General features: G+C 70.0%; 22 protein-coding genes. 12 read left to right on the top strand and 10 right to left on the bottom strand.

Features of this window, described 5'->3' with window-relative positions:
- Window positions 1-138 precede the first annotated feature (138 nt).
- Entirely contained in the window at window positions 139-1095 is a 957-nt protein-coding gene (locus tag ACFWQC_RS04515) for a D-alanine--D-alanine ligase (protein WP_378673649.1), read from the bottom strand.
- Between the two features lie 39 nt (window positions 1096-1134).
- Entirely contained in the window at window positions 1135-1371 is a 237-nt protein-coding gene (locus ACFWQC_RS04510; protein WP_091049571.1) for an Lrp/AsnC family transcriptional regulator, read from the bottom strand.
- 187 nt (window positions 1372-1558) lie between these two features.
- Between ACFWQC_RS04510 and ACFWQC_RS04505 the strand changes: the two genes are divergently transcribed.
- Window positions 1559-2515, top strand: coding sequence for a thiamine-phosphate kinase (locus ACFWQC_RS04505; protein ID WP_378673645.1), 957 nt, complete (start codon window positions 1559-1561; stop codon window positions 2513-2515).
- Window positions 2516-2573: 58 nt separating this feature from the next.
- Here ACFWQC_RS04505 and rpmB read toward each other — a convergent pair whose 3' ends face one another.
- The gene (rpmB, locus tag ACFWQC_RS04500) at window positions 2574-2759 is read right to left on the bottom strand and encodes a 50S ribosomal protein L28 (protein ID WP_141803692.1); all 186 of its coding nucleotides are present in this window, start codon (window positions 2757-2759) and stop codon (window positions 2574-2576) included.
- A gap of 125 nt (window positions 2760-2884) precedes the next feature.
- The gene (locus tag ACFWQC_RS04495) at window positions 2885-3913 is read right to left on the bottom strand and encodes a methyltransferase domain-containing protein (RefSeq protein ID WP_378673642.1); all 1029 of its coding nucleotides are present in this window, start codon (window positions 3911-3913) and stop codon (window positions 2885-2887) included.
- Window positions 3914-4151: 238 nt separating this feature from the next.
- On the opposite strand from ACFWQC_RS04495, the gene ACFWQC_RS04490 reads away from it, so the two are divergent.
- The 7 genes from ACFWQC_RS04490 to ACFWQC_RS04460 all read left to right on the top strand — a co-directional run bounded on the left by ACFWQC_RS04490 (window position 4152) and on the right by ACFWQC_RS04460 (window position 13448).
- Entirely contained in the window at window positions 4152-5795 is a 1644-nt protein-coding gene (locus tag ACFWQC_RS04490) for a DAK2 domain-containing protein (RefSeq protein WP_378673640.1), read from the top strand.
- A gap of 13 nt (window positions 5796-5808) precedes the next feature.
- Window positions 5809-8073, top strand: coding sequence for an ATP-dependent DNA helicase RecG (locus ACFWQC_RS04485; RefSeq protein ID WP_378673637.1), 2265 nt, complete (start codon window positions 5809-5811; stop codon window positions 8071-8073).
- Window positions 8074-8082: 9 nt separating this feature from the next.
- Window positions 8083-8646, top strand: coding sequence for a 16S rRNA (guanine(966)-N(2))-methyltransferase RsmD (rsmD, locus tag ACFWQC_RS04480; RefSeq protein ID WP_160024539.1), 564 nt, complete (start codon window positions 8083-8085; stop codon window positions 8644-8646).
- A gap of 20 nt (window positions 8647-8666) precedes the next feature.
- Window positions 8667-9158, top strand: a complete 492-nt coding sequence (coaD, locus tag ACFWQC_RS04475) for a pantetheine-phosphate adenylyltransferase (RefSeq protein WP_378673634.1) — start codon at window positions 8667-8669, stop codon at window positions 9156-9158.
- 106 nt (window positions 9159-9264) lie between these two features.
- Window positions 9265-9963, top strand: a complete 699-nt coding sequence (locus ACFWQC_RS04470) for a class I SAM-dependent methyltransferase (RefSeq protein WP_378673631.1) — start codon at window positions 9265-9267, stop codon at window positions 9961-9963.
- A 15-nt stretch (window positions 9964-9978) separates the two neighbouring features.
- Window positions 9979-11709, top strand: coding sequence for a hypothetical protein (locus ACFWQC_RS04465; protein WP_378673629.1), 1731 nt, complete (start codon window positions 9979-9981; stop codon window positions 11707-11709).
- Between the two features lie 194 nt (window positions 11710-11903).
- Window positions 11904-13448 (top strand): phospholipid carrier-dependent glycosyltransferase, encoded by a 1545-nt coding sequence (locus ACFWQC_RS04460; protein WP_378673626.1) that lies wholly within the window; start codon window positions 11904-11906, stop codon window positions 13446-13448.
- Here the strand turns inward: ACFWQC_RS04460 and ACFWQC_RS04455 are convergent.
- From ACFWQC_RS04455 to ACFWQC_RS04430, 6 genes are all read right to left on the bottom strand, one after another.
- The gene (locus ACFWQC_RS04455) at window positions 13357-14328 is read right to left on the bottom strand and encodes a lysylphosphatidylglycerol synthase domain-containing protein (protein ID WP_378673623.1); all 972 of its coding nucleotides are present in this window, start codon (window positions 14326-14328) and stop codon (window positions 13357-13359) included. The two genes, ACFWQC_RS04460 and ACFWQC_RS04455, sit on opposite strands and share 92 nt — an antisense overlap.
- A complete protein-coding gene (locus ACFWQC_RS04450) occupies window positions 14325-15380 on the bottom strand; it encodes a glycosyltransferase family 2 protein (RefSeq protein ID WP_378673620.1) in 1056 nt (351 codons plus the stop codon). Before ACFWQC_RS04450 ends, ACFWQC_RS04455 begins: the two co-directional genes overlap by 4 nt.
- Before the next feature lie 185 nt (window positions 15381-15565).
- Window positions 15566-17179 (bottom strand): acyl-CoA synthetase, encoded by a 1614-nt coding sequence (locus ACFWQC_RS04445; RefSeq protein ID WP_378673617.1) that lies wholly within the window; start codon window positions 17177-17179, stop codon window positions 15566-15568.
- Between the two features lie 65 nt (window positions 17180-17244).
- A complete protein-coding gene (locus tag ACFWQC_RS04440; RefSeq protein ID WP_378673614.1) occupies window positions 17245-20025 on the bottom strand; it encodes a YfhO family protein in 2781 nt (926 codons plus the stop codon).
- Window positions 20026-20131: 106 nt separating this feature from the next.
- On the bottom strand, window positions 20132-20887 hold the full coding sequence (locus tag ACFWQC_RS04435; protein WP_378673611.1) for a class I SAM-dependent methyltransferase: 756 nt from the start codon (window positions 20885-20887) through the stop codon (window positions 20132-20134).
- 53 nt (window positions 20888-20940) lie between these two features.
- Window positions 20941-22047 (bottom strand): glycosyltransferase, encoded by a 1107-nt coding sequence (locus ACFWQC_RS04430; protein ID WP_378673608.1) that lies wholly within the window; start codon window positions 22045-22047, stop codon window positions 20941-20943.
- Between the two features lie 94 nt (window positions 22048-22141).
- Here ACFWQC_RS04430 and ACFWQC_RS04425 point away from each other — a divergent pair, with 94 nt between their 5' ends.
- The 4 genes from ACFWQC_RS04425 to rpmF all read left to right on the top strand — a co-directional run bounded on the left by ACFWQC_RS04425 (window position 22142) and on the right by rpmF (window position 25331).
- Window positions 22142-23146, top strand: coding sequence for a lysylphosphatidylglycerol synthase domain-containing protein (locus ACFWQC_RS04425; RefSeq protein WP_378673605.1), 1005 nt, complete (start codon window positions 22142-22144; stop codon window positions 23144-23146).
- The gene (locus tag ACFWQC_RS04420; RefSeq protein WP_378673602.1) at window positions 23098-24483 is read left to right on the top strand and encodes a hypothetical protein; all 1386 of its coding nucleotides are present in this window, start codon (window positions 23098-23100) and stop codon (window positions 24481-24483) included. The genes ACFWQC_RS04425 and ACFWQC_RS04420 overlap by 49 nt, the downstream gene beginning before the upstream one ends.
- Window positions 24484-24524: 41 nt before the next feature.
- Window positions 24525-25079 (top strand): YceD family protein, encoded by a 555-nt coding sequence (locus ACFWQC_RS04415; RefSeq protein WP_378673599.1) that lies wholly within the window; start codon window positions 24525-24527, stop codon window positions 25077-25079.
- Between the two features lie 66 nt (window positions 25080-25145).
- Entirely contained in the window at window positions 25146-25331 is a 186-nt protein-coding gene (rpmF, locus tag ACFWQC_RS04410) for a 50S ribosomal protein L32 (RefSeq protein ID WP_008358292.1), read from the top strand.
- Window positions 25332-25348 lie beyond the last annotated feature (17 nt).

Below are 25348 nucleotides of genomic sequence, written 5' to 3'. Positions count from 1 at the left end.
TTCCGGCCCCCCGGCGCCCCCGCGCACCTCCAGACCCCCCCCCCGCCGTGCCCGCGCCCACCCCCCCCCCCCCCCGCGGGGGGGGGGTGGCCCCCCCCCCCCACGCCTCCGCCCAGCGGCTCGACCAGCGGGTGAGGGTCAGCGGGAGAGGGCGCGCTTGAGCAGGGCCAGGGTGACCTCGCCCATAGAGGTGCCGTCGTGCTTGGAGGCGAAGGGGAAGACGCTGGTCTCGGTGGCGCCGGGGGTGATGGCGACCTCGAGGACGACGAAGCCGCCGTCGGGGGTGACCATGAAGTCGGTGCGGGAGATGTCACGCATGCCGAGCAGCTCGTGGGCGCGTACGGCGGTCTCGCCGAGCTCGGCGAGCAGCGCGTCGGGGAGGTCGGGGCGGCCGAAGCCGACGAACTCCGCGGTGTAGCGCGCGGCGAAGTCGAACTCGTGGCCCTTGCTGAAGTCGATGGCGATCGGGGTCAGCGGCCTGACCCCCTCATCGGTCTCGTGGACGACCACGGAGACGTCGATGCCGGCGTAGAAGCGCTCGATGAGCGCCTCGTCGCAGTAGGCGTAGGTCTTGACCAGGGCTGCGGGGAGGGCGGAGAGGCCGTCGACGCCGGTGACGCCGAGCGCCGAGCCGCCGCGCGAGGGCTTGACCACGACCCGCTCGCCCAGCCGCGAGATGACGTGCTCCATCAGCACCGGCGCGCCGACATCGCGGAACGTCGTGGACGACAGCGAGACCGAGTCCGGCACGGGGATGCCCCCGCGGCGCAGGAGCTCGCGGGCAGCCGTCTTGTCGAACGCGACGCGACAGGAGGTGGAGAGGGTGCCGACGTACGGGATCCCGATCAGCTCCAGGAGCGTCTGGATCTCGCCGTCCTCACCGAACTGGCCGTGCAGAGCCGGCAGCGCCACGACCGCCTTGTCGCGTTCGAGGTTGTGCAGCAGCGCCCGGTCGAAGTCGTACGCAGCCACCTCCACGCCCAGCGCCGACAACTCGCGCACGAGGTTGCGGCCAGAGGCCAGCGACACGTCGCGCTCGTGGCTGAGCCCGCCGGCGATGACGGCGACAGGTCCGGAAAGAGGAGGTGTGCTCATGGGTTCGTTCTAACAGACGGCCGGGAAGAGCCGTCAATCTCAGATGTGGACGACCGGGCAGGTCAGGGTGCGGGTGATGCCCTCGAGGCTCTGGACGCGCGCGACGACCAGCTTGCCGAGCTCGTCGACGTTGCGGGCCTCGGCGCGGACGATCACGTCGTACGGACCGGTGACGTCCTCAGCCAGGGTCACGCCCTGGATCTTGCCGATCTCGGTGGCGACCTCCGCGGCCTTGCCGACGTCGGTCTGGATGAGGATGTACGCCTGTACGACCATGGTGCTGCTCCTGTTCTCCGTGCCTTCCTTGGCACAACGTCAGGCAAGTAACCTATCGCGTTATCTATCGATCGACCTACACCGACCCTGGGGATAAGACGACCGGAGTGAGGCCGAGCGGAGCTCGGAGACACGGTGATGCGTGTCCCGGTATCTCCGCGCGTCGCGAGGAGGGTTGGATGGAGCCATGGCTTTTCCGAGGGACTCGACGCTCGCCGACATCGGTGAGTTCGGGCTGATCACCGAGATGACCAAGCACTTCGCCCAGGGGGAGCAGGTGTTGGTCGGCCCCGGCGACGACGCCGCGCTGGTGCGGGTCAAACAGGGTCATGTGGTGGTCTCGACCGACCTGCTCGTCGAGGGCCGCCACTTCCGGCGGGACTGGGCCGAGGCGTCCCACATCGGCCACCGGGCGGCGGGCCAGAACCTCGCCGACATCGCCGCGATGGGTGGTGTCGCGCACTCGATGACCCTCGGACTCGCCCTTCCCTCGGACCTTCCCGCCGAGTGGGCGGTCGACTTCGCTGAGGGGTTCGCCGCGGAGTGCGCGCTGGTCGGGGCCTCGGTCGTCGGCGGTGACGTCACCGGCGCCGACCAGATCGTCATCTCCGTGACCGCCATCGGCGCGGTCGCCCAGGCACCGGTCCTGCGCTCGGGCGCGGAGCCCGGCGACATACTCGCGCTGTGTGGTCGCCAGGGGTGGGCCGCGGCCGGCCTGGCGATCCTCAAGCGAGGGTTCCGGTCACCACGGGTGCTGGTAGATGCCTACCGCCACCCGCAACCGCCGTACGCGGCCGGCCCCGCCGCCGCGGCAGCGGGTGCCTCGGCGCTGATCGACGTCTCTGACGGGCTGCTGTCCGAGGCCCGGCACATCGCCGATGCCTCGGAGGTCTCCATCGACGTGCACACCGCCGCGCTGACCATCCCCGACGAGCTCAACGCGGTCGCCTCGGCGACCGGCGCCGACGCGCTCGCGTTCGTGCTGGGCGGGGGAGAGGACCACTCCCTGCTCGCCGCGTTCCCGCCTGATGTCGAACTGCCGGACGGGTGGATCGTGATCGGCACGATCGGCGAGCCTGGTGGGGAGCCGGTCACCGTTGACGGGGAGGTCTATGAGGGGTCGACGGGGTGGACGCACTTCTGAGAACGACGAAGGCCGCTGCCCGAGTGGGCAGCGGCCTTCGTGCGAGGAAGATCCCGGGTCAGCGAGCGACCTTGCCGGCCTTGATGCAGGTCGTGCAGACATTCATGCGCTTCGGGGTGCCGTTGATGACGGCGCGAACGCGCTGGATGTTGGGGTCGAAGCGGCGCCTGGTCGCCTTCTTGGACCACGGCCGGTTGTTGCCGAAGCCCGGCTTCTTGTCGCAGATGTCGCAGACGGCAGCCACCGTGAACTCCTGAGGTTGAATAGATGATCGAGGTCGATTGGATAGTGTCGGCGGGCGCGATGAACGGCTGCCCTGCCGAGACAACCGAACAAGCGTAGCCCGTCCGGCTGTGCCCGGCGAAATCGTCAGTCGTCCGCGCGGCGATCCCGCCATCTGTCCAGCGGCGCGGCCAGTGCGGTGGCCAGTCTCCACCGCTTGGACCCGCGCAGATCGTCGATCTCGGCGCGCTGGCCGGCGATCTGCTTGCGCTGCGACTCGAGCCGCCGCCGCTGGTCCGCGACGACCTCACGGAGCTTGGCGACCTCGTCGCGCAGCTCGAGGCCGTGCTCGACCCAGTCCGGGATGGCGGGCACGGCGGGGAGGTCGGGGGAGAGGCCGCGGCGCAGGACGACGTAGAACTCGATGTCGTTCTCCGGCACGGGCAGGATGGACTCGACCGACCAGCCGGTCAGCCCCAGGCGGCGTAGCTCGGCGATGACCTCGGGGAAGGAGCGGTCGGTGTAGGTCCACACATGGCAGTCGACGTACTCGCCCCGGCGGGCGCGCTCGACCTGGGCCCTGGTGTAGCCGAGGTCGTGGATACAGGTCTCGGCCTCGCTCGGCCCGCGGTGGTGGAGGCGCTTGGCGTCGGTGTTGACCGCACTCCGGTGGTGGTCGAAGACGGCGCGCACCGACGGGGTCGTGTCGCCCGCCTCGTACGCCTGCAGGATCTGGCCCATCGTCGTGGGCGGGCGATGGGCGTCGAAGGTGTAGCGCCGGTCGGGGACGACCAGGACGAGAGCTCCGTTCGGAGCGACGACGGCCTCGACCTGCGCCAGCCATCCGACCAGGTCGGGGACGTGCTCGACGACGTGGCTGGCCAGCGCCCAGTCGAACGGGGCGCCCTCCTTGGCAGCCTCCTCGAGCGTACGCATCCGGGTGCCGTCCCACATCGGATAGTCGATCTCGGGGATGGTGTCGTGGTTCACCTGGGGATGCTCGGCGTACGACTCGTAGAGCCGGTCGCGGTCGTAGAGGTCCAGATAGGAGACCTCCGCGGAATCTCGGGGGACGAGCGGTTGGTGCAGGGGTCCGATCTCCAGGCCGCGCCCGGCCGAGAAGTCGAAGATTTCGTTGACGCGTTTCGCGCGTGGGGTCGGGGTCGGAATCGACATCCGTGAGTCCTTCGGCGTTGGGGACACCTCAACACTAGGGATGATCGTCACCGAGGTGGGGCGCAACTCGGCAGAAGGTGTTACTCGTTCGTGTCTTTGCTGGAGCCTCGGATTTGTTCACCCGTCGTTTACCCCGTACCCAGGCACCGCCTACCCTGGGGGCCGCGATACCGGGAAGTGTGTCCGGCGTCACGGTGTCTGGGTGTATGCAGGGGTGTAGAGGAGTAGGGAGGGCAGCGTGGCCGAGGTCAAGCTCGATCTGTTCCGCCGGTTCGGCGACCTGGCGACCGACGCGCTCGCGTCGCACCGCGAGGAGATCGACGCGCTCAACGTCTTCCCTGTGCCCGACAGCGACACCGGCACCAACCTCTATCTCACGATCGCCGCGGCCCGTGATCGGCTGCGCGAGTTCACCGGCTCCGACTGGCGTGAGGGGCTGCGTGCCTTCTCGCGCGGCGCGCTCCTGGATGCCCGCGGCAACTCGGGCGTGATCCTGGCCGAGATGATCGGCGCCCTGCTGCGCCGCCTGATCCAGGCCACCGAGGAGGAGCGCACCGCCACGGTCTTCGCCGACGCGCTGCGCAGCGCCGGCAACGCCGCGTACGCCGCTGTGGGGGAGCCCCAGGAGGGCACGATGCTCAGCGTGCTCCGGGCCGCCGCGGACGCGGCCGAGGCGTGCGTCGAGATCGACGAGACTGCACGCACCCGCGACGTCATGTCGGTTGCCGCCAGCGCGGCCCGCGCCGCTCTTGCCCGTACGCCGGAGCAGCTGCCCGCACTCGCCGCCGCCGGGGTGATCGACGCCGGTGGCCGTGGGATCTGTGTGCTGCTCGACGCCTTCGAGACCGCCCTGACCGGACGCCGTCCGAGTCCGCAGACGCCGATGGCGAGCACTCCGCACATCCCGATCCCGATCCAGACGGGCATGGGCGCGGCCGACGGCCACGCGCTGGAGCCCGGCGGGCCGGCGTACGAGGTGATGTACCTGCTCGACGCCGAGGACGCCGCGATCCCCGTTCTTCGCAAGCGGCTCCAGCCGCTGGGCGACTCGCTGGTCGTGGTCGGTGGCGAGGGCATCTGGAACGTGCACGTCCACGTCGACGACGTCGGCGCCGCGATCGAGGCGGGGATCAACGCCGGGCGGCCGCACCGGATCCACGTGACCCACTTCGCCGAGCAGATCGCCGGCCAGGCCCATCGCCACGCGACTCGCGGCGGCCGGGCGGTGATCGCGTTCGCGGCCGGGCCGGGTCTGGCCGAGCTCTTCCGCGGTGCCGGCGCGATCGTGATCGAGGGCGGTCCGCACCGGCGCCCGACGACCTCCGAGCTGCTCGAGGCGATCACCGCCTCCGGTGCCACCGAGGTGATCGTGCTCCCCAATGACGCCCCGACCCGGCAGTCGGCCGAGGCCGCGGCCCGCACCGCCGAGGACGACCTCGACATCAACGTCGCGGTGATCCCGACCCGCAGCCAGGTGCAGGGGCTGGCGGCGATCGCGGTCCACGAGCCCGGCCGGAAGTTCGACAAGGACGTGCTCGAGATGACCGCCACCGCGCGACACGCGCGGCACGGTGCGGTCACCATCTCGAACACCCGAGCGATTACGATGGCCGGGCCGTGTATGCCGGGCGACGCGCTCGGGGTGCTCGACGGAGACTTCGTCAAGGTCGGCCAGGACCTGGAGAAATGTGCGACCTACGTGCTCGCCCGGCTCATCGGTGGTGGTGGCGAGCTGGTGACGCTGGTCTCCGGCCTCGAGGACCCCACGGGCGAGCTCGCCAGGGCCGTCGCGGCGTGGCTGGCTGCGAACCACCCGGCCGTTGATGTGATGGTGTACGACGGAGGCCAGGAGCGCTACCCCCTCCTGATGTCGGTGGAGTAGAGGAGAAGAGACGGTGCCGATCACCCTCGAGTCGCCGATCGAGGCCGTGCTGGGCAACAGCAAGCACGCCACGAAGTTCACCAAGGGTCTCGGGCTGCGCACCGTCGGCGACCTGCTCTACCACTTCCCGCGGCGCCACCTGCGCACCGCCGACCTCAGCCAGACGCCGCAGCTGCACGAGGGCGAGATGCTCACGGTGCTCGGCGAGGTGGTCCGCAGCGTCGTACGCCAGCACACCGACCGCCGCACCGGCCGGCCCGCCTTCCGCGTCGAGACCCAGCTCAAGGCCGGCGACGCCGACCTGCAGCTCACCTTCTTCTCCAAGTCGCAGCGGATCGCCGAGTGGCGCCGAGGCGTGCTCGCCCCGGGTGTCCGCGGCGTCTTCGTCGGCAAGGCCGGGTCCTTCCGGGGCGAGTGGCAGCTGGCCAACCCGCAGATGGTCGTCTTCGGCGACCCGTCCGACTCCGAGAACGCCGCCGAGGCGGCCGACAACCAGATGGCGGTCGAGGAGCTGACCGAGCTCTTCCCGATCTACCCGCTCACCGCCGGGCTCCAGCACTGGGACGTGATGCGCGCGGTGCGGTTCGCCCGGCAGGTCGTCGAGGATGTCACCGACGTGCTCCCGGAGCAGCTCCGGGAGACGTACGACGTGCCGGGGCTGCGCGACGCGCTCGACCTGATCCACGCGCCCCATGAGCTCAAGGACGTCCAGCGCGCCCTGCACCGCTTCCGGTTCGAGGAGGCGCTCGGGCTGCAGCTGGTCCTGGGACGCCGGCGGCGGGCGCTCCAGGCGCTGGGCACGACAGCCCGCACCGGCGGCGTCCACCACCTGCTCGCGGCCTTCGACGAGCGGCTGCCGTTCACCCTGACCAAGGGACAGGAGGAGATCGGCAAGGAGCTCGATGCGGCGCTGGCCCAGCCTCACCCGATGAACCGCCTGCTCCAGGGCGAGGTCGGCTCCGGCAAGACGCTGGTCGCGCTGCGCGCGATGCTGCGGGTCGTCGACTCCGGGGGCCAGGCCGCGCTGCTGGCGCCGACCGAGGTGCTCGCCCAGCAGCACTACCGCTCGATCACCGCGATGCTCGGCGATCTGGCCGCCAGCGGCCTGGCCGGAGGGCTCTTCGCCGGCGACCAGGAGCAGACCCATGTCGAGCTGCTCACCGGCTCGATGACCAAGACCCAGCGCAAGGGGCCGCTGGGCAGGATCGCCACCGGCGAGGCCGGGATCGTCGTCGGCACCCACGCCCTGCTCCAGGACCAGGTGATGTTCGACGACCTCGGCCTGGTCGTCGTCGACGAGCAGCACCGCTTCGGCGTCGAGCAGCGGGCCGCCCTGACCGACAAGGCCGGAACCCCGCCGCATCTGCTGGTGATGACGGCGACGCCGATCCCGCGCACTGTCGCGATGACCGTCTTCGGCGACCTCGAGGTCTCCACCCTCACCGAGCTCCCGGCCGGCCGCGCCGAGATCCAGACCAACCTGGTCTCGCTCGTCGAGCATCCCGCGTGGATCTCCCGGGTGTGGGAGCGCGTCAAGGAAGAGGTCGGATCAGGCCACCAGGTCTACGTCGTCGCACCGCGGATCAGCGGCGACGAGTCGGAGCAGGGGGAGAGCGACCAGCGTGACTTCGACGCCGACGGCAACGAGGTCAAGGCCGCTCCGGCCCAGCTCTCCGCCGTCGACGAGGTCACCGAGGAGCTGACCACCGGTCCGTTGCAGGGGCTGAACGTCGCCAAGCTCCACGGCAAGCTTCCCGCCGAGGAGAAGGAGCGCACCATGAGCGCCTTCGCCGCCGGCGACATCGATGTGCTGATCGCCACCACCGTGATCGAGGTCGGCGTGGACGTACCCAACGCCACCACCATGGTGATCCTCGACGCCGACCGCTTCGGGGTCTCCCAGCTCCACCAGCTGCGTGGCCGGGTCGGCCGTGGCGGGCTGCACGGGCTGTGCCTGCTCGTCTCCCACGCCGAGGCCGGCACCCCGGCCAGGACCCGCCTCGACGCGGTCGCCGAGACCACCGACGGGTTCGCGCTGTCCCGGGTCGACCTCGACCAGCGTCGCGAGGGAGACGTGCTCGGCGCCTCCCAGTCGGGCCGGCGATCGAGCCTGGAGAGCCTGCGTGTGCTGCGCGACGAGGAGACGATCCTGGAGGCGCGCGAGGCGGCCGAGGCGCTCCTCGAGGCCGACCCGGAGCTCGCGACCGCACCGCTCCTGGCCGAGCGGGTCACCGAGATCGAGGAGTCCGCTTCCGCCGACTACTTGGAAAAGTCCTAAGGTATCCCAATGACTCGGATCATCGGTGGCGTCGCAGGAGGGCGACGCCTACTCGCTCCCAAGGGGGTGCGGACCCGTCCCACCACCGATCGGGTCCGCGAGGCGCTCTTCTCGGCGATCGAGTCCTCCTATGGCTCCCTGGCCGGACTGCGCTTCCTCGACCTCTACGCCGGCACCGGCGCGGTCGGGCTGGAGGCATGGTCCCGCGGCGCCGGGGTCGTGACCCTGGTCGAGTCGGACCGGCGTACGGCCGGGGTGATCCGGTCCAACGCGAAGGAGCTCGGTTTCCCGCGGGCCCACGTGGTCGCGGCCACCGTGGCGAGCACTCTGGTGACGCCACCGCCGGCTCCCTACGACCTGGCCTTCCTCGACCCGCCCTACCCGCTCTCCGACGACGCCGTCTCCGAGGACATCGCGCTGCTGGTCAAGCACGGCTGGCTGGTTCCGGGCGCCCTGGTCGTCGTCGAGCGGTCCGCACGCAGCCCCGAGCCGGTCTGGCCCGACGGGTTCACCGACCAGAAGTCGAAGAAGTACGGCGAGACCACGCTCTGGTACGGCCACGCGCCGGACTGACCCAAAGAAAGAAGAAGACAATGACGCGACGTGCGGTGTGCCCTGGTTCGTTCGACCCGCCCACGTTCGGCCACCTCGACATCTTCAGCCGCGCCTCGGCGATGTTCGACGAGGTCGTCGTCGCCGTCGGGGTCAACCCGTCGAAGTCGAAGCGCCTGTTCACCGCCGAGGAGCGGATGGAGATGATCACCGAGGTGACCGCTCCGCTGGGCAACGTACGGGTCCAGGGGTTCACCGGTCTGGTCACCGACTTCTGCGTCGAGATCGACGCCCAGGCGATCGTGAAGGGGCTGCGTGGGGCGCCCGATCTGGAGTACGAGGCGCCGATGGCGCAGATGAACGCCCACATGACCGGCGTCGAGACCGTCTTCCTGCTCAACGACCCGCGCTGGGCCGCGGTCTCCTCCTCGCTGATCAAGGAGATGGCCCATTTCGGTGGGGATGTGTCGGCTTTCCTGCCGCCGGATGTTCTTGCACGACTCACCAAGCGTTTGGCAGAGCGTTCCGAGTAAGGGGCACCGTTCGCCGGTATCGTTCATTGGGTAGCCCTTCCCAAGGGCTCCCCGACAATCCCTTCTCTGGAGATCAATGTCCACCTCAGGCCGTTCACCGCTTTCCTTGGCCAAGCAGTCTTATGCCGCTTCCCTCAAGGCCGTCGGTCGGGGGCTGACGAAGACGGGACTCGCGAAGGAGACCGCGCCGCCGGTCGAGCAGCGCTGGCGTCACTGGGCCCACTCGCTCACGAAGGTCTACGACTCCCTGGCGATGGCGAAGCTCGACGTGCCGTGGTGGACCTACGACGCGATCGCCGCGGTCGACGCCTGGCTGGGCGAGCGTGAGCGCCCGATCCGGATCTACGAGTACGGATCCGGCGCCTCCACCATCTGGCTCTCCCGTCGCGCCGACGAGATCCACTCCGTCGAGCACCACAAGGGTTTCGGCGAGATGATGCAGGCCGAGCTCGCCGGCGAGGAGAAGATCTCGCTGAGGGTCATCGAGCCGGTAGCCAGCGACAACCCCGTCGTCGCCTCGCAGAAGGAGGGCCATGCGGGCCTCGACTTCGAGGCGTACGTCAACTCCATCGACGACGTCGACGGCGAGTTCGACCTCGTGGTGATCGACGGGCGTGCCCGTGAAGCGTGCCTGGAGAAGGCCAAGGACCGGCTCGCTCCCGGCGGCATCATCGTCTTCGACAACAGCCGTCGCAAGCGCTACGTCGAGGCCATCGCCGCCTCGGGGATGAAGGAGACCATCCACGCCGGTCTCACCCCGACCTTGCCCTACCCGGAGCGCACCTCGGTCCTGACCAAGGGGTGATCTAGGGTCCTCCTCATGGCGACATCGGGGGAGCAGAGCGAACGTGTGGGGACCGTGCGCTGGGCGACGTTCGCCGGGGTCTGCGTCGTGGCTCTGGTCTGGGCGGCCTACTCGGTCGGCGCCCAGAACGGGTCGTTCCTGACCCAGGACTTCGGCGCGCAGTACCACCTGGCCGAGATCACCGCCCACGGCGCGATCCCGCTGGTCGACTTCGAGCACGGCTGGAACGCCGGCTCGTTCTGGGTGAATGCGGCGCTCTACGCGATCGCGAGCGGCAGCCCGACGATCTGGTACTTCCTCTGGGGCCGCCTGCTCGGCGCCGGCCTCGGCGCGGTCCTCGCCGCCGCCATCGGCCTCCGCCTGCGGCTGCACCCGGCCGTGATGATCGCGCTCGCACTCGGCGTGCTCCTGCTGGCCACCCCGCTGCACATCAAGTACACGATCTGCCTGCTGTGGGTCTTCGTCCTGCTGCCGACCGGTTGGCTCGAGTCCCGTCCACGCCTGGCCGCGGCCGCGCGGGTGCTCCTCCCGGCCCTCGTCTTCTGGCAGTACGTCGAGCTGGCCGTGCTCCTCACCGGCGCCTCGGGCCTCTTCGAGCTGTTCGCGCGGCGCGCGGCGCGCTGGCGTACCCGGATCCTCAACTGTGTGCAGCTGGCCGGTGGATTCGTGCTCGGGCTGGTCGTCCAAGCGGTGGTGTACAAGGTCTTGTGGGGGCTCTCCTTCGCCGACTTCAACCGACAGGTGATCCTCGGGCAGACCGAGACGCACGAGGGTTCGCAGTACGCCGTGTGGAACTTCTTCGACCTACCGACCGAGTCGGGGCGCTTCTTCATCCTGGCGCTCTACCCGTTCGCGCTGCTGATCCCCTTCGTGCCGCTGGTGTGGCAGCGGATCTCGGACTCCACCCGGCTGATCGCGCTGGCCGGACTGGTCCTCGTCGTCGTCCCGATCCGGCGCGTCGACAACCCCCACACCACCACCGTCTCCGCCCTCGTCCTCCTCGCCGTCGTCCTGGCGGTGGCCGAGCTCTACGAGCGCCGCATCCCGCCGACCGAGTCGCGACCGCGGCCCGTGATCGCGCTACCTCTCGCCGCGCTCGGCGCCGCTTGGGCAGCCGCCACCCTCTGGATCGGCTTCGGCCTGCAGAGCATGCTCGGCGCGGTCCTCCTGGTGACGCTGGCGATCGCCGGGGCGGTCCTCGGGGCCCTGGGCTGGAACAAGCACGGTCTCCGGGGAGCCACCGCAGCGGTCTCGGCCGGCGCGCTGGTCGTGCTGGGCGGCGTACCTGCTCTAGCCGCCGTCGACCACCTCGACGACATGCGCCGCGACGCGAAGTCCTTCGCGGTGAGCGACTCGATCGCCCGCTGGGCTGGCCCGGAGTACGAACGCTGCAGCGCCGGCACCCGCGAGGCACTGGTGATGCCCAACTACCTCGAGCTCTACGACGCTCTGGAGATCACCAACCCGACCCCCTACTACCTGTTCCACTACGACTTCGCGCAGTACGAGGACGTGCTGGTGCCACAGCTCGAGGACGGGTCGATCCCGGTCATCGTCGAGACGATGCCGCTGCACACGCCGCAGCCCTGGCTCACCGACGCCATCCGCGCCAACTACGTCCCCTGCTCGGTGGTGAGGATCGAGAAGCAGGCGACGACTGTGACGATCTGGACTCACAAGTCTCGGGGAAGTATTGAGCGGCGTGATCTCAGCGTTCGGGGTGGGGAGATCGTTCCGACGCGCTGAGACGGATGTTTCCTTGTGGTCGGCGGCAGGGGTTTGGGGGCTTGGGCGGTCGAGCCGGCCGGTGGAAGGAATTTTCCTTCCGCCCAGAGCCCGTTCTCCGCGGGAGGGGTGGTGAGCCAACGAAAATTCGTTCGCCGCAGAGGAACCGCGCATAGGCTCACCGTCAGTCCGCAAAATCCACCCGAAGGTCCCGAATGCTCCACTCCACCGACGAGGACCACGCCGACGTACGTCTCCCAAGACGGCTCCTGGCTGCGATGGTGCTGATGGCGTTCTTCGCGCTGAGCCTGAGCAGCTACGTCGCGCTGACCCGGTCGCTCCAGTACCAGACCCGCGACGAGGGGCCGAACGCCGGCTACGCGGTGGAGCTGGCCTCGGGGCGGCTGCCGACCATCGACACGCCCGTGACGACGGATGCCCGCCGATATCCCCAGGTCGTCGAGGGGTTGGCAACCATGGTGGACGAGCCGCACCGACACATCTGGACCGCCAACCATCCTCCGCTCTACTACCTGATGTCGGTGCCGCTCGTGGCCGCGGCCGGGGCGCTGGACGCACCTCAGGTGATGGTCGTCGGGATGCGGCTCATCAATGCGGTCGGCTCGGCCCTGTGCGTACTGCTGGTGGGCCTGATCGCCTTCGAGGTGACCCGGCGGGAGACGGTCGCGTTCCTGGCCACGGGGATCAGCGCCTCGTGTGCCGTGCTGGTGAGTGCCGGAGGGCACATCGCCAACGACGGGGTCGCGGTGGCAGCGTCGTCGCTGACCCTGCTGGCCACGATCCGGATCCTGAACCGGGGCCTGTCGCCGGGGCGCCTGGCACTGGTCGCGCTGGCCGGGGCGGCCGCGGCAGGGGCGAAGGCGCCGGGGGTCCTGACCGTCGTCCTGTGCGGGGCGGCGATCGCGGTGGCTCTGTTGCTGAGGGACCACTCGCGCCGCGGGGTGATCCGCGCCCTGGCGGCTTCGGCCGTGGCCACCGGCGTTCCCGCGCTCGCCACCGGATGGTTCTACGTCCGCAACATCGCCCTCTACGGCGACCCGACCGCCACCGATGCGCTGCTGGACAAGTTCGACCGGGAGCCGAACGGGACCTGGTGGCAGATCCTGACGGACGGCTCGCTCTGGAAGGACTGGTACGAGCGCCTGTGGGCGCCGGTGCTGGCCGAGGGGTACGCGGTGGCGGCCGACGTGCTGGCCGTCGTCGCGGTGATCGGCCTTCTCGTGCTGCTCGTCCGACGCAGAGCCACCCGGCCGACGCACCTGCCCACCTCTCGCGCCGGGTGGCTGCTGCTCACGGTCCACGCAGCCGTCATCCTGGCGAACCTGGTCGGGTTCGTCGCAGGTGGCGGGAACCCCAACGACCGCTATCTGATGCCGCTGATGCCCCTGCTGGCCACGGCTCTCGCCGTCGGGCTCATGGCGCTCGTCGACCTGATCCCGGTCGGCTCCCGTGAGTCGCGGGCCCAGCTGGCGGCGGCCGCGATGACCCTCACGCTGGGCGGGTACGCCCTGCTGATCTTCGACTGGTTCATCAGCTCGGCCACCTACGCCGGCCGGCTGCCGAACTCCGAGTCGCGAGGGGCCGAGCTCGTGGTCGCCGCAGGCGTTGTGTGTGCTCTGGTCGCAGTCTGCCTCGCGGCCGGGCCGCTCAGGACGTACGCCGCCCGAGCACCGCTCCCAGCGCAGCCAGCAGCACATCAGCAACGAGCAGGAGGACCCGTGAGGCGAGCGCGACGGTGAGCGCCTCGGGGACGCCGATGATGGGGCCGAGGGTGAGGGCGAGCAGCGCCTCGCGGATCCCGGCGCCGGCCGGGGCGGGGATGAACGCGATCCCCGCTGCCCACGCCAGGGCCATCCCACCGGTCGCGGCCGCGACCTCGAGCAGGCCGATCGAAGCGTACGACTGCATCATCACGGCCAGGTGGAGGCCCAAGGCGACCCAGGCGAGCACCGCCCAGCCGATCGCGGTGAAGAGCCCCCGCGCGGTGAGGCGTACGCCGAGGGGCTCCCGGCCGAGCCGGGCGAAGAGCCAGTCGAGCACGCCCGGGACGACGCGTGGGTGCAGGCAGACGGCCAGCGGCACCAGCAGGAGCAGCAGCCACCAGTAGCGGTCGAGGCCCTCCGGTGACGACCAGGGAAGCAGAAGTGCGCCGACGCTGATGCCGCTGGCGACGACTACACCCATGAAGAGGATGTTGGCGCCGAGCATCGTCCGGCGCGCGACGCCCCAGCGCAGCCCGAACTGCATCTGCGCGACGACCGGCCACACCGAGCCGGGCAGGTATTTGCCCAGCTGGGAGACGTAGAAGACCGAGTGGGACTCGCGCAGCGACGGCCGGATGCCCATGCCGTGCAGGAGGGCGACCCAGGTCTGGCCGATCAGCATGGTGCCGAGGATCGCCAGGACCCCGGCGATCGCGACGCGGCCGAGGCTCAGCTCCTGGACAGCGGTGGCCAGGTCGGCACGCTGGCGCCAGACCAGGTAGGCGCCGCCGAGCACGACGACGAGGGCGAGCGCGATCTTGAGCAGCCGCTTCGCAAGGCTGGGTTTCGTCGGGCCGGGCGTAGCCGACGACCCGGCCCCCGTGGCGGAGACCGGGCCGGAGTGGGTTGTCGTCACAGGCTGGTCGTCCACGTCTCGCCGGACTGGGCAGATGACTTGCTCGTGCGCGGCGTGTGCGGCAGGTCGAACTCGGCGACCGAGGTCTGGTCGCGGAGCATCTCGGTGCCGGACTTGCCGAAGCGAGCCTTCTTGGTGTGCTCCAGGTCGTCCTCGATGAGCACCCGGTTGGTGCGGATCAGGTCGGAGATCACGCCGAGCATCGCGGACATGAAGGCCAGGTTGATCAGCACGCCGCCGAGCAGCAGCGACTGGATGTGGTTGCCGTTGTCGCCGCTGATCCACAGCACGAGGTAGCGGACGAACGGGATCGCCCCGAGGACGAAGAAGAAGGCGGTGAACCAGACGAAGATGGCGTACGGCTTGTACATCATGTAGGAGCGCACGATCGCCGCGCCCGACTTCATGATGTGCTCCGGCATCGACTTGAACAGCCTCGACTCACGCGTCTTGGCGTTGGTCTCGATCGGCACCGAGGCGATCTTCATCCGCTTGTTGCCCGCCTGGATGATCGTCTCCATGCAGTAGGAGAAGCGGGTCACGGTGTTGAGCAGCATCAGCGACTCGCGCGAGTAGGCGCGGAAGCCGCTGGCCGCGTCGGGCAGGTCGGTCTCGGCGGCCATGTTGACCACCTTGGAGCCGACCTTCTGCAGCTTCTTCTTCAGCCCGGAGAAGTGCTCGATCCGGTCGACCTGCCGGTCGCCGATGACGATGTCGGCCTGGCCGTTGATGATCGGCTGGACCAGGTCGGTGATGCGGTCCTGCGGGTATTGGTTGTCGCCGTCGGTGTTGACCACGATGTCGGCGCCCAGTTCGAGCGCTCGAACCACCCCGTCGTGGAAGGAACGGCCCAGCCCCTGGTTGCGGGAGTGGTGCACGAACTCGCGCACGCCGTGCTCCTTGGCCACCTCGACCGTCCGGTCGGTGCACCCGTCGTCGACGATCAAGATCACGATCTCGTCGATTCCGGGGATCTGCTTCGGAATCGACTCGAGCACGGACGGGAGTGTCTCCTCCTCATTGAGGCAGGGGACTTGAACGACAAGCTTCACAGGGACCTCAGGGCAAGTAGTGGGACCGAACACGGGATTCGGGGCAGATGAGGGGCTTCTGAACTGCCACATTACCGCGTGGATTCCGCGGCCCCACGCCCCCTCGCGGGTGTCATCCGGCGTATGTGCTAAGGCAACCTGGTGTTCAACACCGGTCTACGCCGTGTCCGCTCCTGCGATGATGGTCAGCTCGCCTTCTCGGCGCAGAGAGCGTCGGAGATCTCCCGGGCACGGCGATAGTCGGCCTTGCCGGTCACGTGTCGTGGCACCGCCTCGACGACGTGCACGGTGCGCGGGACCTTGTAGCCCGAGAGCCGGGTGCGCAGGTGCGCGCGGACGTCCTCGACGTCGAGTGCGACACCTGGCCGGGGCTCGATGAGGGCTGCGACCTGCTGGCCATAGGTCGGGTCGGGGAGCGCGAAGACGAGGGCGTCGAAGACTCCCGGGTGCGACTTGAGGGCGACCTCGACCTCCTCGGGATAGACCTTCTCACCGCCGGTGTTGATACATCCCGAGCCGCGTCCGAGCAGGGTCAGCCGATGGCCCTCCTCGATCTGGACATAGTCGCCGGGCACGGCGTACCGGGTGCCGTCGATCTCGATGAACGTACGCGCAGTCTTCTCCGGATCGCCGAGGTAGCCGATCGGGATGGTGCCCGAGCGCGCCATCAGCCCGATCGCACCGACCTCGTTCGGATCGATGATCCGGTGCTGTTCGTCGACCACGGCGGTTCCCGGGCCGAGGTGCACCAGCGACCCCTTGTCCGCGAGCGTCTCGTGCTCGATCCGTCCGTTGCCTGTCATCCCGGTCTCGGAGGAGCCGATGACGTCGAGCACGACCGCGTCCGGGAACGTCTTGATCCACCGCTCCTTGACCTCGACGGAGAAGAGCGCGGCCGCGCTGGTCACGGTCGTCAGCGTGCTGCCGTCGTAGGTGCCGCGCTCGAACTCCTCGATCAGCGGTCGTGCCATCGCATCCCCGACCAAGGAGATCGTGTTGATCCGTTCGGCCTCGAAGGTCCGCCAGATCGTCGGCGGGTCGAACTTGGGAAGAAGTACGTTGGTCTGCCCGGTGATGAACCGCATCAACATCGCCCACTGCCCGCTGGCGTGCATGATCGGCCCGAGCTGGAGTGAGACCAGTGGCGATGGATTCTCGGCCGCGGCCCGTGACGGCGCGTACTCCTCGATCGGCTCCCTGGTCGCGAAGTCGGTGCCGCCTCCCAGCGCCCGCCAGGCATCCTCCTGCCGCCACACCACGCCTTTGGGGTAACCCGTCGTCCCGCCGGTGTAGATGATGAAGACGTCATCAGCGCTGCGCTCGCCGAACCCCCTCGTCGCGGGTTCGCGATCGAGCGCCGTCCGCCAGTCGATGGACTCATACGCCGCGCTCTCGCCACTGCCGTCGCGGATCGACACCACATGCCGAAGGTGCTCGTGCCGCGACACGACCCCGGCCAGCACCGGTGCATAGCGCTCCTCGTGGACGAGGCCGACGATCCCGGAGTTCTCGAAGAGATAGTCGAGCTCCGCCTCGAGGTAGCGGTAGTTGATGTTGATCGGCACCACCCGCGCCTTGAAGCACCCCAGCATCGCGACCACGTGCTCGGCCACGTTGCGGGCCATCAGGCCGACATGCTCGCCCGGCTCGATCCCGGCACCGAGCAGGTGATGAGCGAAGCGATTGGCCTTCGCGTCGAGCTCGGCGTACGTGTAGCGCGCCTCGCCGGCGATCAGCGCCGGTCGCTCCGGGACGGCGTCGACAACGTGCTCGAACAGGTCGGCGATCTGAACAGCCATGAGCGAGACCCTGGTACGTAGACGGACCGGTGTCACGCCTGCGGTGTCGCTGGGTGGAACGTGTTCTAGGCGTCGGCATCCTTCGGGACCAAGGAGTCGTTCCTGCTTCGCCGCCATCTGCGGAACACGGTCGGGACGAACAGGAGGCCAAGTAGAACAAGAGCGCCGACTGCGGAGATCACCGCCCCGGACCGCAGGCCGGGCGCGTCATAACGGAGGGTGACGGTGTGTGCACCGTCGGGGACCGGCACCGCGGCGAAGGCGTGGTTGCCGGCGACCAGGTCCACCGGGCGGCCGTCGACCGTCGCCGACCAGCCCGGGCGGGCGATCGAGTCGGCGACGACGAGGTAGCCGGCTCCGTCCGCGGTGACCTCGGCCGAGATCGTCTCGGCCTCGTCTCGGCGTACGTCGACCCGGGCCGTCGAGCCGGACGCGGCCGGCGTCGAGTCCTCGTCGAGGAGCACCGTGCCGGGCGCGACGCCCTCGGTCAGGCGCCGCACTCGCGTGGGCCCGTCGGCGACGACCTCGCTGGTGCCGGCCCAGCGGATCCGCGGCAGCGCGCTCGCGCGCTCGTAGACGACTGCGCCGGCCGAGGCGTGCACCACCCGCAGCCCGTCGCCCTTCTCCGGCCGGACCGCGGCGCAGACCGCGGAACCGTCGGTGCGACCGGCCAGGCGGACAGGCTTCTTCTTCCCCGAGAACGAGATGGTGACCGGTACCGGACCGGACGCGAAGCGGTGGTCGGGCACGGCGACGCGCAGCTTCTCTCCGCGCTTGAGCGGCCGGTTCACGGCGATGGCCCGCTCCGAGGTGACCTTCTCTGCGCCGGCTCCGACGCTCACCCGGACGACCGTCGGCGTCTGTGCCCGCGGCTTCAGGCCGTGGGGGACGGTGACCTCGATCCCGCGCAGGTCGCCCTGCGGGACCTGGCACGTCGCCTGCTGGCCGGGCATGACGGTCAGCGGCTGCCGCTGCCCGACCGGCACCGGCGTCGGCTCGGAGACGCCGATGACCTCCATCGGCTGGGTCACCCAGTAGCGGACGGAGAGCTGGTCGAGCACCGGCTGACGCCCCGGCGTGGGCACGTTGGCGGGGAAGTCGCTGTAGGTCGGGGACAGCTGGGCGTCCGGGCTGACCGCGGCGATCAGCGCCTTCCACTCCGCCGAGGTGAACTCATGGCCCGTCGGCGTACGCAGCCGGTAGTGGTCGGCCACCCCCGAGTGTTCCCACGCGGAGGCGCCGTAGCGCTCCTCGCCCAGGTTCTTCTTCAGGAACTGGTGGGCCGGGGTGACCGGGTAGAACTCGTCGCGGTCGGTGAGCGGCAGCACCTCGCGCGCGAACATCGTGCTCTGCGCGAGCACCGCCAGCACGAGCACCAGCGGGCCCAGCAGTCGCAGCCGGCCTCGCAGCAGCAGCGTCGCCGCCACCGCTAGGACCGAGACCACTCCCAGCAGCGCCGGCACCCGCAGCTTCGCGGCGATGTCGGGGATCGGACGAGGGGCGCCGTCGATGTAGGCGTACGCCGCATACAGGAAGTACGCAGCCACCCCCGCGGCCGCCACCAGCAGGACCAGCGACACCACCAGACGCGGACGCCAGGACCGACCCTCCTCATCAGCAGACCGCGACACCTCGGCCCGCTGGAGGAGACGCTCCAGCCCGATCCCGGCCAGCACCGCGCACAGGAACCCGAAGATCGAGTTAGCCCGCCCGAAGCTGTTGGAGCTGTAGCCGGGCAGCTTCTGGAGCAGCTCGAGCGGCAGCCCGCCGATCCACAGCAGCCAGACGACCGCGGCCAGCACGACCGCGAACAGGGCGGGCGTCGAGGGGCGGCGACCGCCGGGGAGCCTGACGCTCAGGGCGCACAGGACCAGGATCAGCGCCGCGACGCCGATGAAGGAGATCGACTCGATCGGGTTGTCCTCGCCGAACCAGAGCCCGTCGACGCACGTGCCGTAGGCGTCAGGGGCGACCGTCGTCAGCACGAGACTGGCGGGCTTGACCTCGTTGGGGACCCGCCCGTCGAGCCCGAGAGCGCTCATGTTGAGCGCGAAGGGCAGCACCTGGACCGCGGAGAGCGCCACCCCGAGCCCGACTCCGCCGGCGGCGATGCCGCCCGCGATCAGCGTGCGCCGCACGTCCCGCAGCGCCAGCGCCCGGACGACCACGTAGATCCCGCCCAGGGTCAGCGCGAACATCGTCACCGCCGGGAACCCGCCGAGCAGCATCGCGGCGACGACCAGGCCGACGGCGGCGAGGTCGCGCGCGCCACGCTCCCGCACCGCACGGTCCAGCGCCCACAGCAGCAGCGGGACCAGGCAGGCGACCTTGGTGTGCGGCCAGTTCGTCCACATCATCATGAACCCGGAGGTGAAGAAGACCAGCCCGGCGACCAGCGCGATGCTGCGCCGCACCCCGAGCCGGCCGAGGAACAGCACCATCCCGGTCAGCACCAGGACCAGCTCGGTGAGCTTCACCCAGGCGGGCGCCAGCCACATCGGCATCACCCAGTAGGGCCACGAGACCGGGCTCAGCACCGCGTGGTTCGGCAGCGAGGCCAGCGGCGCGCCGCCCACCTCGTAGGGCGCCCAGGTCTGCCAGTTGCCGTGGCGCACGCCCTCGACGATGTTCTCGACGCCGGGCAGGTAGTAGTCCCAGGTGTCGCCGCGGCACCACAGCGTCCCTTGCGGGATCGGGCCGTCGGCGGCGTACGGCATCATCGCGTGCAGCCATCCGGTGTCCAGCAGCATCCCCTGACCCACGAGCGCGGGACCGAAGGTCACCGCGACGAAGAGGGCGAGAAGTGCCAGGACGACGCCCGAGCGCCACCGATCGGATCCAGTCACAACAGGGGAGGGCACAATCCGGAAATCTATGAGTAGTCGGGAACGGGTGCCGGTAGCGCGCGCGGTAGTTCGTTCAAGTTGTCTTTCGGTCGTTCCGGCCGGAGTGTCAGTCGCGCTTGGTCGCGACGGCGACCAGACCGGTGCCCGTGTCGGGCCGTAGCCGCTGCAGGGCCATGAACGGGCTGGTCGCGAGGGCGATGGCAGCGCCCTTGAGCTGACCGCTGGGCTGGAACGTACGTCCGGTCGCCCGGGTGAGCTCCTCGGGTGTGAGGTCGTCCACCTTCTCCAGCTTCCGGGCGTCGATCCGGTTGCGGACCGCCTCCAGGGCGTAGCCGAGCGGCCAGCCGTAGACGGTGATGTCGACCTCGCCCAGACCAGCCTCCTCCAGCCGGTGGGTGAGCTCCTCGGGGCTGTAGCGACGGAAGTGCCCGGCGTGCCGGTCCATCGGCCCGAACCGCTCCTGGAACGCCGGCACCGAGAGCACCAGCTGCCCGCCCGGGCGGATGTGGGTGACCCACTCCGCCAGCGCGCCCTTGTCGTCCTCGATGTGCTCGAGCACCTCGAAGGCGCAGACCATGTCGTACGTCCTGCCCGACTCCAGCTCCGAGGACATCGCGTTGAGCACCGTGCCGCCCAGGCACGTGATCCGCTCGTACGCCACCGCGAACGAGTCCGCGTCGGGCTCGATCCCGAGGTAGTCGGCGCGGGTGGCCAGGCGGGCTCCGAAGGCGCCCTGGCCGCAGCCGATCTCCAGCGCTGTCGTCGGCGCCAGCCGGTCGATGGTCCGGCTGACGATGTCGTAGCGGAGCCAGGCGCGGGGTGCGAGCGGAGGCAGCGGTCGGTCGGTGGCGTTGAGCGTCATCTGGGTCCTGGGTCGGGGTGGGTTCAGCTGTGCTGATTGCTTCGGGCTTCGCTTCAGCCAAGACATTCGAGGATGGGGGAGGCGACGGCCTGCGGGGTGTAGTGCTCCCGCGCCTGCTCGTAGGCGGCCTCGCGCAGGCGCTGGGCCTCGTCCGGGTCGTCGGCGAGCTCGGTCAGGGCGGAGGCGAGCTCCTCCGCGCTTCCGGGGGAGACGAGCATGGCCGCGCTCTCCAGCATCCGCCGCTGGGGCGCGGTGTCGGAGGTGACGACGACCGCGCCGGCGGCGGCGCCCTGGAACGCCTTGTTGGGCACCACCCGGCGTGCCTGCGGGACGGTGCCGAAGATGCCGAGGCTGACGTCGAACCCGGCGACGAAGTCGGGCAGGTCCTCGGCGTCGACCCAGTCGACCCAGGAGACGCGCGGGTTGCCGGCCGCGAGGCGCCGGGCCTCGTCGTACTGCTGGCCCTGCCCCACCATCGTCACCTCGATCCGCTCGTCGTCGGCGAGGATGTCGAGGGCGTCGGCGATCACCGGGGCGCCGTGGGTGGGGGAGAAGAGGCCGACGAAGACAGCCTTCAGGGGCTCCTCGGTCGGCCGCTCGAGCGCCCTGGCACCCGCGTCGAACCACTCCGTGGTGGCACCCACCGGGCACACGACCGAGTGCCGGCGTACGTCCTCGGGCAGTCCGGCCTGCTGCTCGACCGTGTCCACGATGACCACGTCGGCCTGCTTCAGCGCCATCGTGTCGATCGCCTTCATCAGGCGCAGCTTCAACCCGCCGGAGCCGGCCAGCCGCCGGTTGGTGGCGACCCCGGCCGCCGAGACCATGTGGTCGAGCAGGATGGTCGAACGCGGATGGAGGAGACGGGCCAGGTGCACATCGAAGTGGCCCAGATAGCCGACCAGGACGGCGTCGGGACGCCCGCGCCGTCGGCGACGCAGCGACTCGACGGCGAGCCCGTTCCAGCAGGTCAGCAGGCGCAGAACGAGCAGCGGCAATCGCCACGGCTGTCGCAGGATCGCCACCCTCGCCGCGGTGTCCAGGCCGAGCGGGCGGTTGACCTCGGTGACCTCCGCGCCACGGGCGCGTAAGCCCTCGATGAGTACCGCGACCCGCGGATGGGAGGCCACGTCGTAGGTGCCGAAGGCGACGATGTGCATCACCTCAACGTTAGGCTCGAGGTCAAGGAAAGATCGAGCAGCACACCCCGCAGCTGAGATGTCGGCACCCGAAAAGTGCTGCCAAGGAGGACCCGTGGGCCGAGGCTGGACGAAGGCGGTGCCGCTCAAGGCGGTGGTCGTCGTGATCGTCGTCCTGGTGGCGGCGTACGCGGTCCACCGCAACTGGGACGCGCTCGTGCGGGGCTTCGAGGAGCTGCCGCTGCGGGTGCTCGGGGTCGCCTTTCTGCTGACCGTGCTCGCCCAGGGTGTCGCGCTGCTGATGTGGCGGGTGGTGCTGGCCGATCTCGGCTCGCCGCTGCCGCTGGTGCCCGCGGCCAGGATCTTCTACGTCAGTCAGCTGGGGAAGTACCTGCCCGGCTCGGTGTGGACGATCGTCGGGCAGATGGAGCTGGCACGCGCCGAGCGGGTGCCGCGGCGTACGTCCCTGACCCAGGGTGTCCTCGTGCTGGCGATCGCCGTCGGCGCCGGGGTGATGGTGTCGGTGCTGCTGATGCCGTTCCTCGGCCAGGAGACGTTCGCGCGCTACTGGTGGGCCGTCCTGCTCCTGCCGCTGATCCTGGTCGCACTGCATCCGCCGGTCTTCGCGAAGGTCGCCGACACCGGGCTGCGGCTGCTGCGTCGTGAGCCGCTCGAGGTGCTGCCGACCTGGCGGGGGATCGGCACGGCGCTCGCGCTGCAGGGCGTGGTCTGGCTCCTGCTCGGCCTCCAGATCTGGGTGGTCGTGGTCGGCCTGGGTGGCGACCCGCTGCCTTCGTTGCTGGCCAGCGTGGGCGGCTATGCGCTCGGGTTCAGCCTGGGCATGGCCGCGATCGGGCTCCCGGCCGGCGCCGGGCTGCGCGAGGCGGTCCTGGTGGTCGCCCTCTCCGGCGTCCTCTCGCCCGGGCTGGCGCTGCTGGTCGCCCTGCTGGCCCGCGGGATCGCCGTCCTCGCCGACGTCGTCGTCGCCCTGGTCGCCGTCTTCCTGACCCGTCGCGCCGGCGACATCCCCTCACCAGCCCCACAAGCCAACGAACCACTCGGGAGATCTCTGTGCCCACCGCACGGCCCACCGCACCACAGCTCTGGACCGCCGGCCTGATCGCCAACCTCATCACCTGCGCCGGCGTGTGCGCCGGCTATGCGCTCTCCTCGCCGCTCTACGGCACCAAGGACGAGGTGGCCCATGTCGACCACGCCTACCAGCTATGGCACGGCACCCTGATCAGCATCGGCGACCCGATGCGGATGCCGCAGATCTGGGGCTACACGCTGCCCTTCGACTGGACCGGCCAGCACCCACCGCTCTTCTACCTGCTGCTGGCGCCCGTGGTCGGACCGCTCACCGACGCCGGCCACCTGCTCGCCGCCGGGATGGCCGCCCGCGGCATCGTCCTCGTGATCACCTGCCTGATCGTGGCCGCGGTGATGTGGACGACGCGCCAGATCGTCCCCAGCCGCCCCGAGGTGTCGATCGCAGCCGGCTTGGTCACCGCACTCAGCCCGGCCCTGACCAGGCTCGGTGGCGTCGTCTTCAACGACAACCTGTTCGTGCTGTGGGCGACCCTCCTGGTCGGTCAGACCGTCTGGCTGCTCCGCCACGGGCCCCGGACCGGCGGGCTGGTGCTCTTCGGCCTCTACGCCGCGGCCGCCCTCGGCACCCGGCTCCCCGGTGTCGTCTTCCTCGGCCTGTGCGCGACGGCCCTCGGCCTGGTCTGGCTGTTCGGCCCGCGCCGCGACTGGTCCGGCATCCTGCGTCTGGGCATCTCGGTGCTCCTCGCCGTCGCCGTCAACGCATGGTTCTACCTCCGCAACTTCCGCGCCACCGGCAACTGGTCCGGCATGCAGACCGACCTCGTCGGCAAGCCCGGCGGCCCCCTGCAGGAACGGGAGGTACGCCCTGTGCTCGATGTCGCCTCCGACCCCGACATCTGGCGCCAGCTCCTCATCCCGCCGGCTCTCCAGGAGCACGTCACCATCGGTGCCGTGCTCACCCTCGCCCCGCTCGTGCTCGGCCTGATCGTCGGCCTCCGCGCGTTCTGGGAGATCACGTCGCGACGCGAGCCCGTCCGGGGAGCGACGGCGCTGCTGCTGCTCGCCCTGACCGTGGTCATCGTCGGGATCCAGCTCAACTATGCGGCCGGTGGCGGGGGAGCGTACTGGCGCTATCTGATCCCGCTCACCGTCGTGACCAGCCTGCTCACCGCGCTCGGGCTCGCCGTGACTCCGCGCGTGGCAGGGCCGGCGGTCGCGGTCTGGGCCGCGGCGGCGTTCGCGGTCTTCGCCGCCCACATCGCTCCGCCGAACCCCTCCGGTGGCGACCTGGCCACCGCACCGGTCTTCCAGTCGGCGGCCTGGGTCGCGACGGGCGTCGCCGGTCTCGCGTGCGTGGCCGGTGTGGTGACCGTCCTTTTGGTCGCCGTAGCTCGGTCCCGGTAGGATCTCATCTGATCTGTCGTGCCCTCATCCGGAAGTGAAACATGACTGCCCTGGACCCGAGAGCGCCGCTCGTGCTCGATACACGCGAGCTCGGCCGCCGCCCGGGGTCCGAGCGTCACGTGGAGCTGACGGCGCCGGCGCCGACGGATCTTGGTATCGAAGTCCTCATCGTCCCCGAGGGTTCGCCGGTCGAGTTCGACCTGCGGCTCGAGGCGGTCATGGAGGGTGTGCTGGTCACGGGGACGGCTTTTGCTGTCCTCGAGGGCGAGTGCGTGCGGTGCCTGGAGCCGATCGAGGACGAAGCCAAGGTCGACATCCAGGAGCTGTACGTCTACAACGACTCTCGTGACGGCCAGGCCCCTGACGAGGACGACGAGACCAGCCGGACCGAGGGCGACCTGATCGACCTCGAGCCGGTGCTCAGGGATGCGGTGGTGCTCGCACTGCCGTTCCAGCCGATGTGCCAGGATGACTGTCCGGGACTGTGCCCCGAGTGTGGGGCGCGGCTCGCGGACGATCCCGGGCACAACCACGGTGACAAGGTCGACCCGCGCTGGGCGGGGCTGGCTTCGCTGAATGATGAGCCCAGCAACTAGAGTTCGCCAGTAACTAGGCTTCAGTAGCCGGTCGAGATCCGACCGGCCGAATAAGAGGAGAAAACAGTGGCTGTCCCGAAGCGGAAGATGTCGCGCAGCAACACCCGTCACCGCCGCTCGGCCTGGAAGGCCGTTGCGCCGACCCTGGTGACGTGCGCGAACCCCGCCTGCGGCGCCAAGCACATCCCGCACCGTGCGTGCGGCGAGTGCGGCCAGTACGGCGCTCGCGCCGAGCGTCGCCAGGTCCTCTGATCTGACACGCGGTTAGT

Source organism: Nocardioides sp. NPDC058538, assembly GCF_042719275.1.
Lineage (GTDB): Bacteria > Actinomycetota > Actinomycetes > Propionibacteriales > Nocardioidaceae > Nocardioides.
This window is presented reverse-complemented; position numbering and strand designations above follow the sequence as displayed.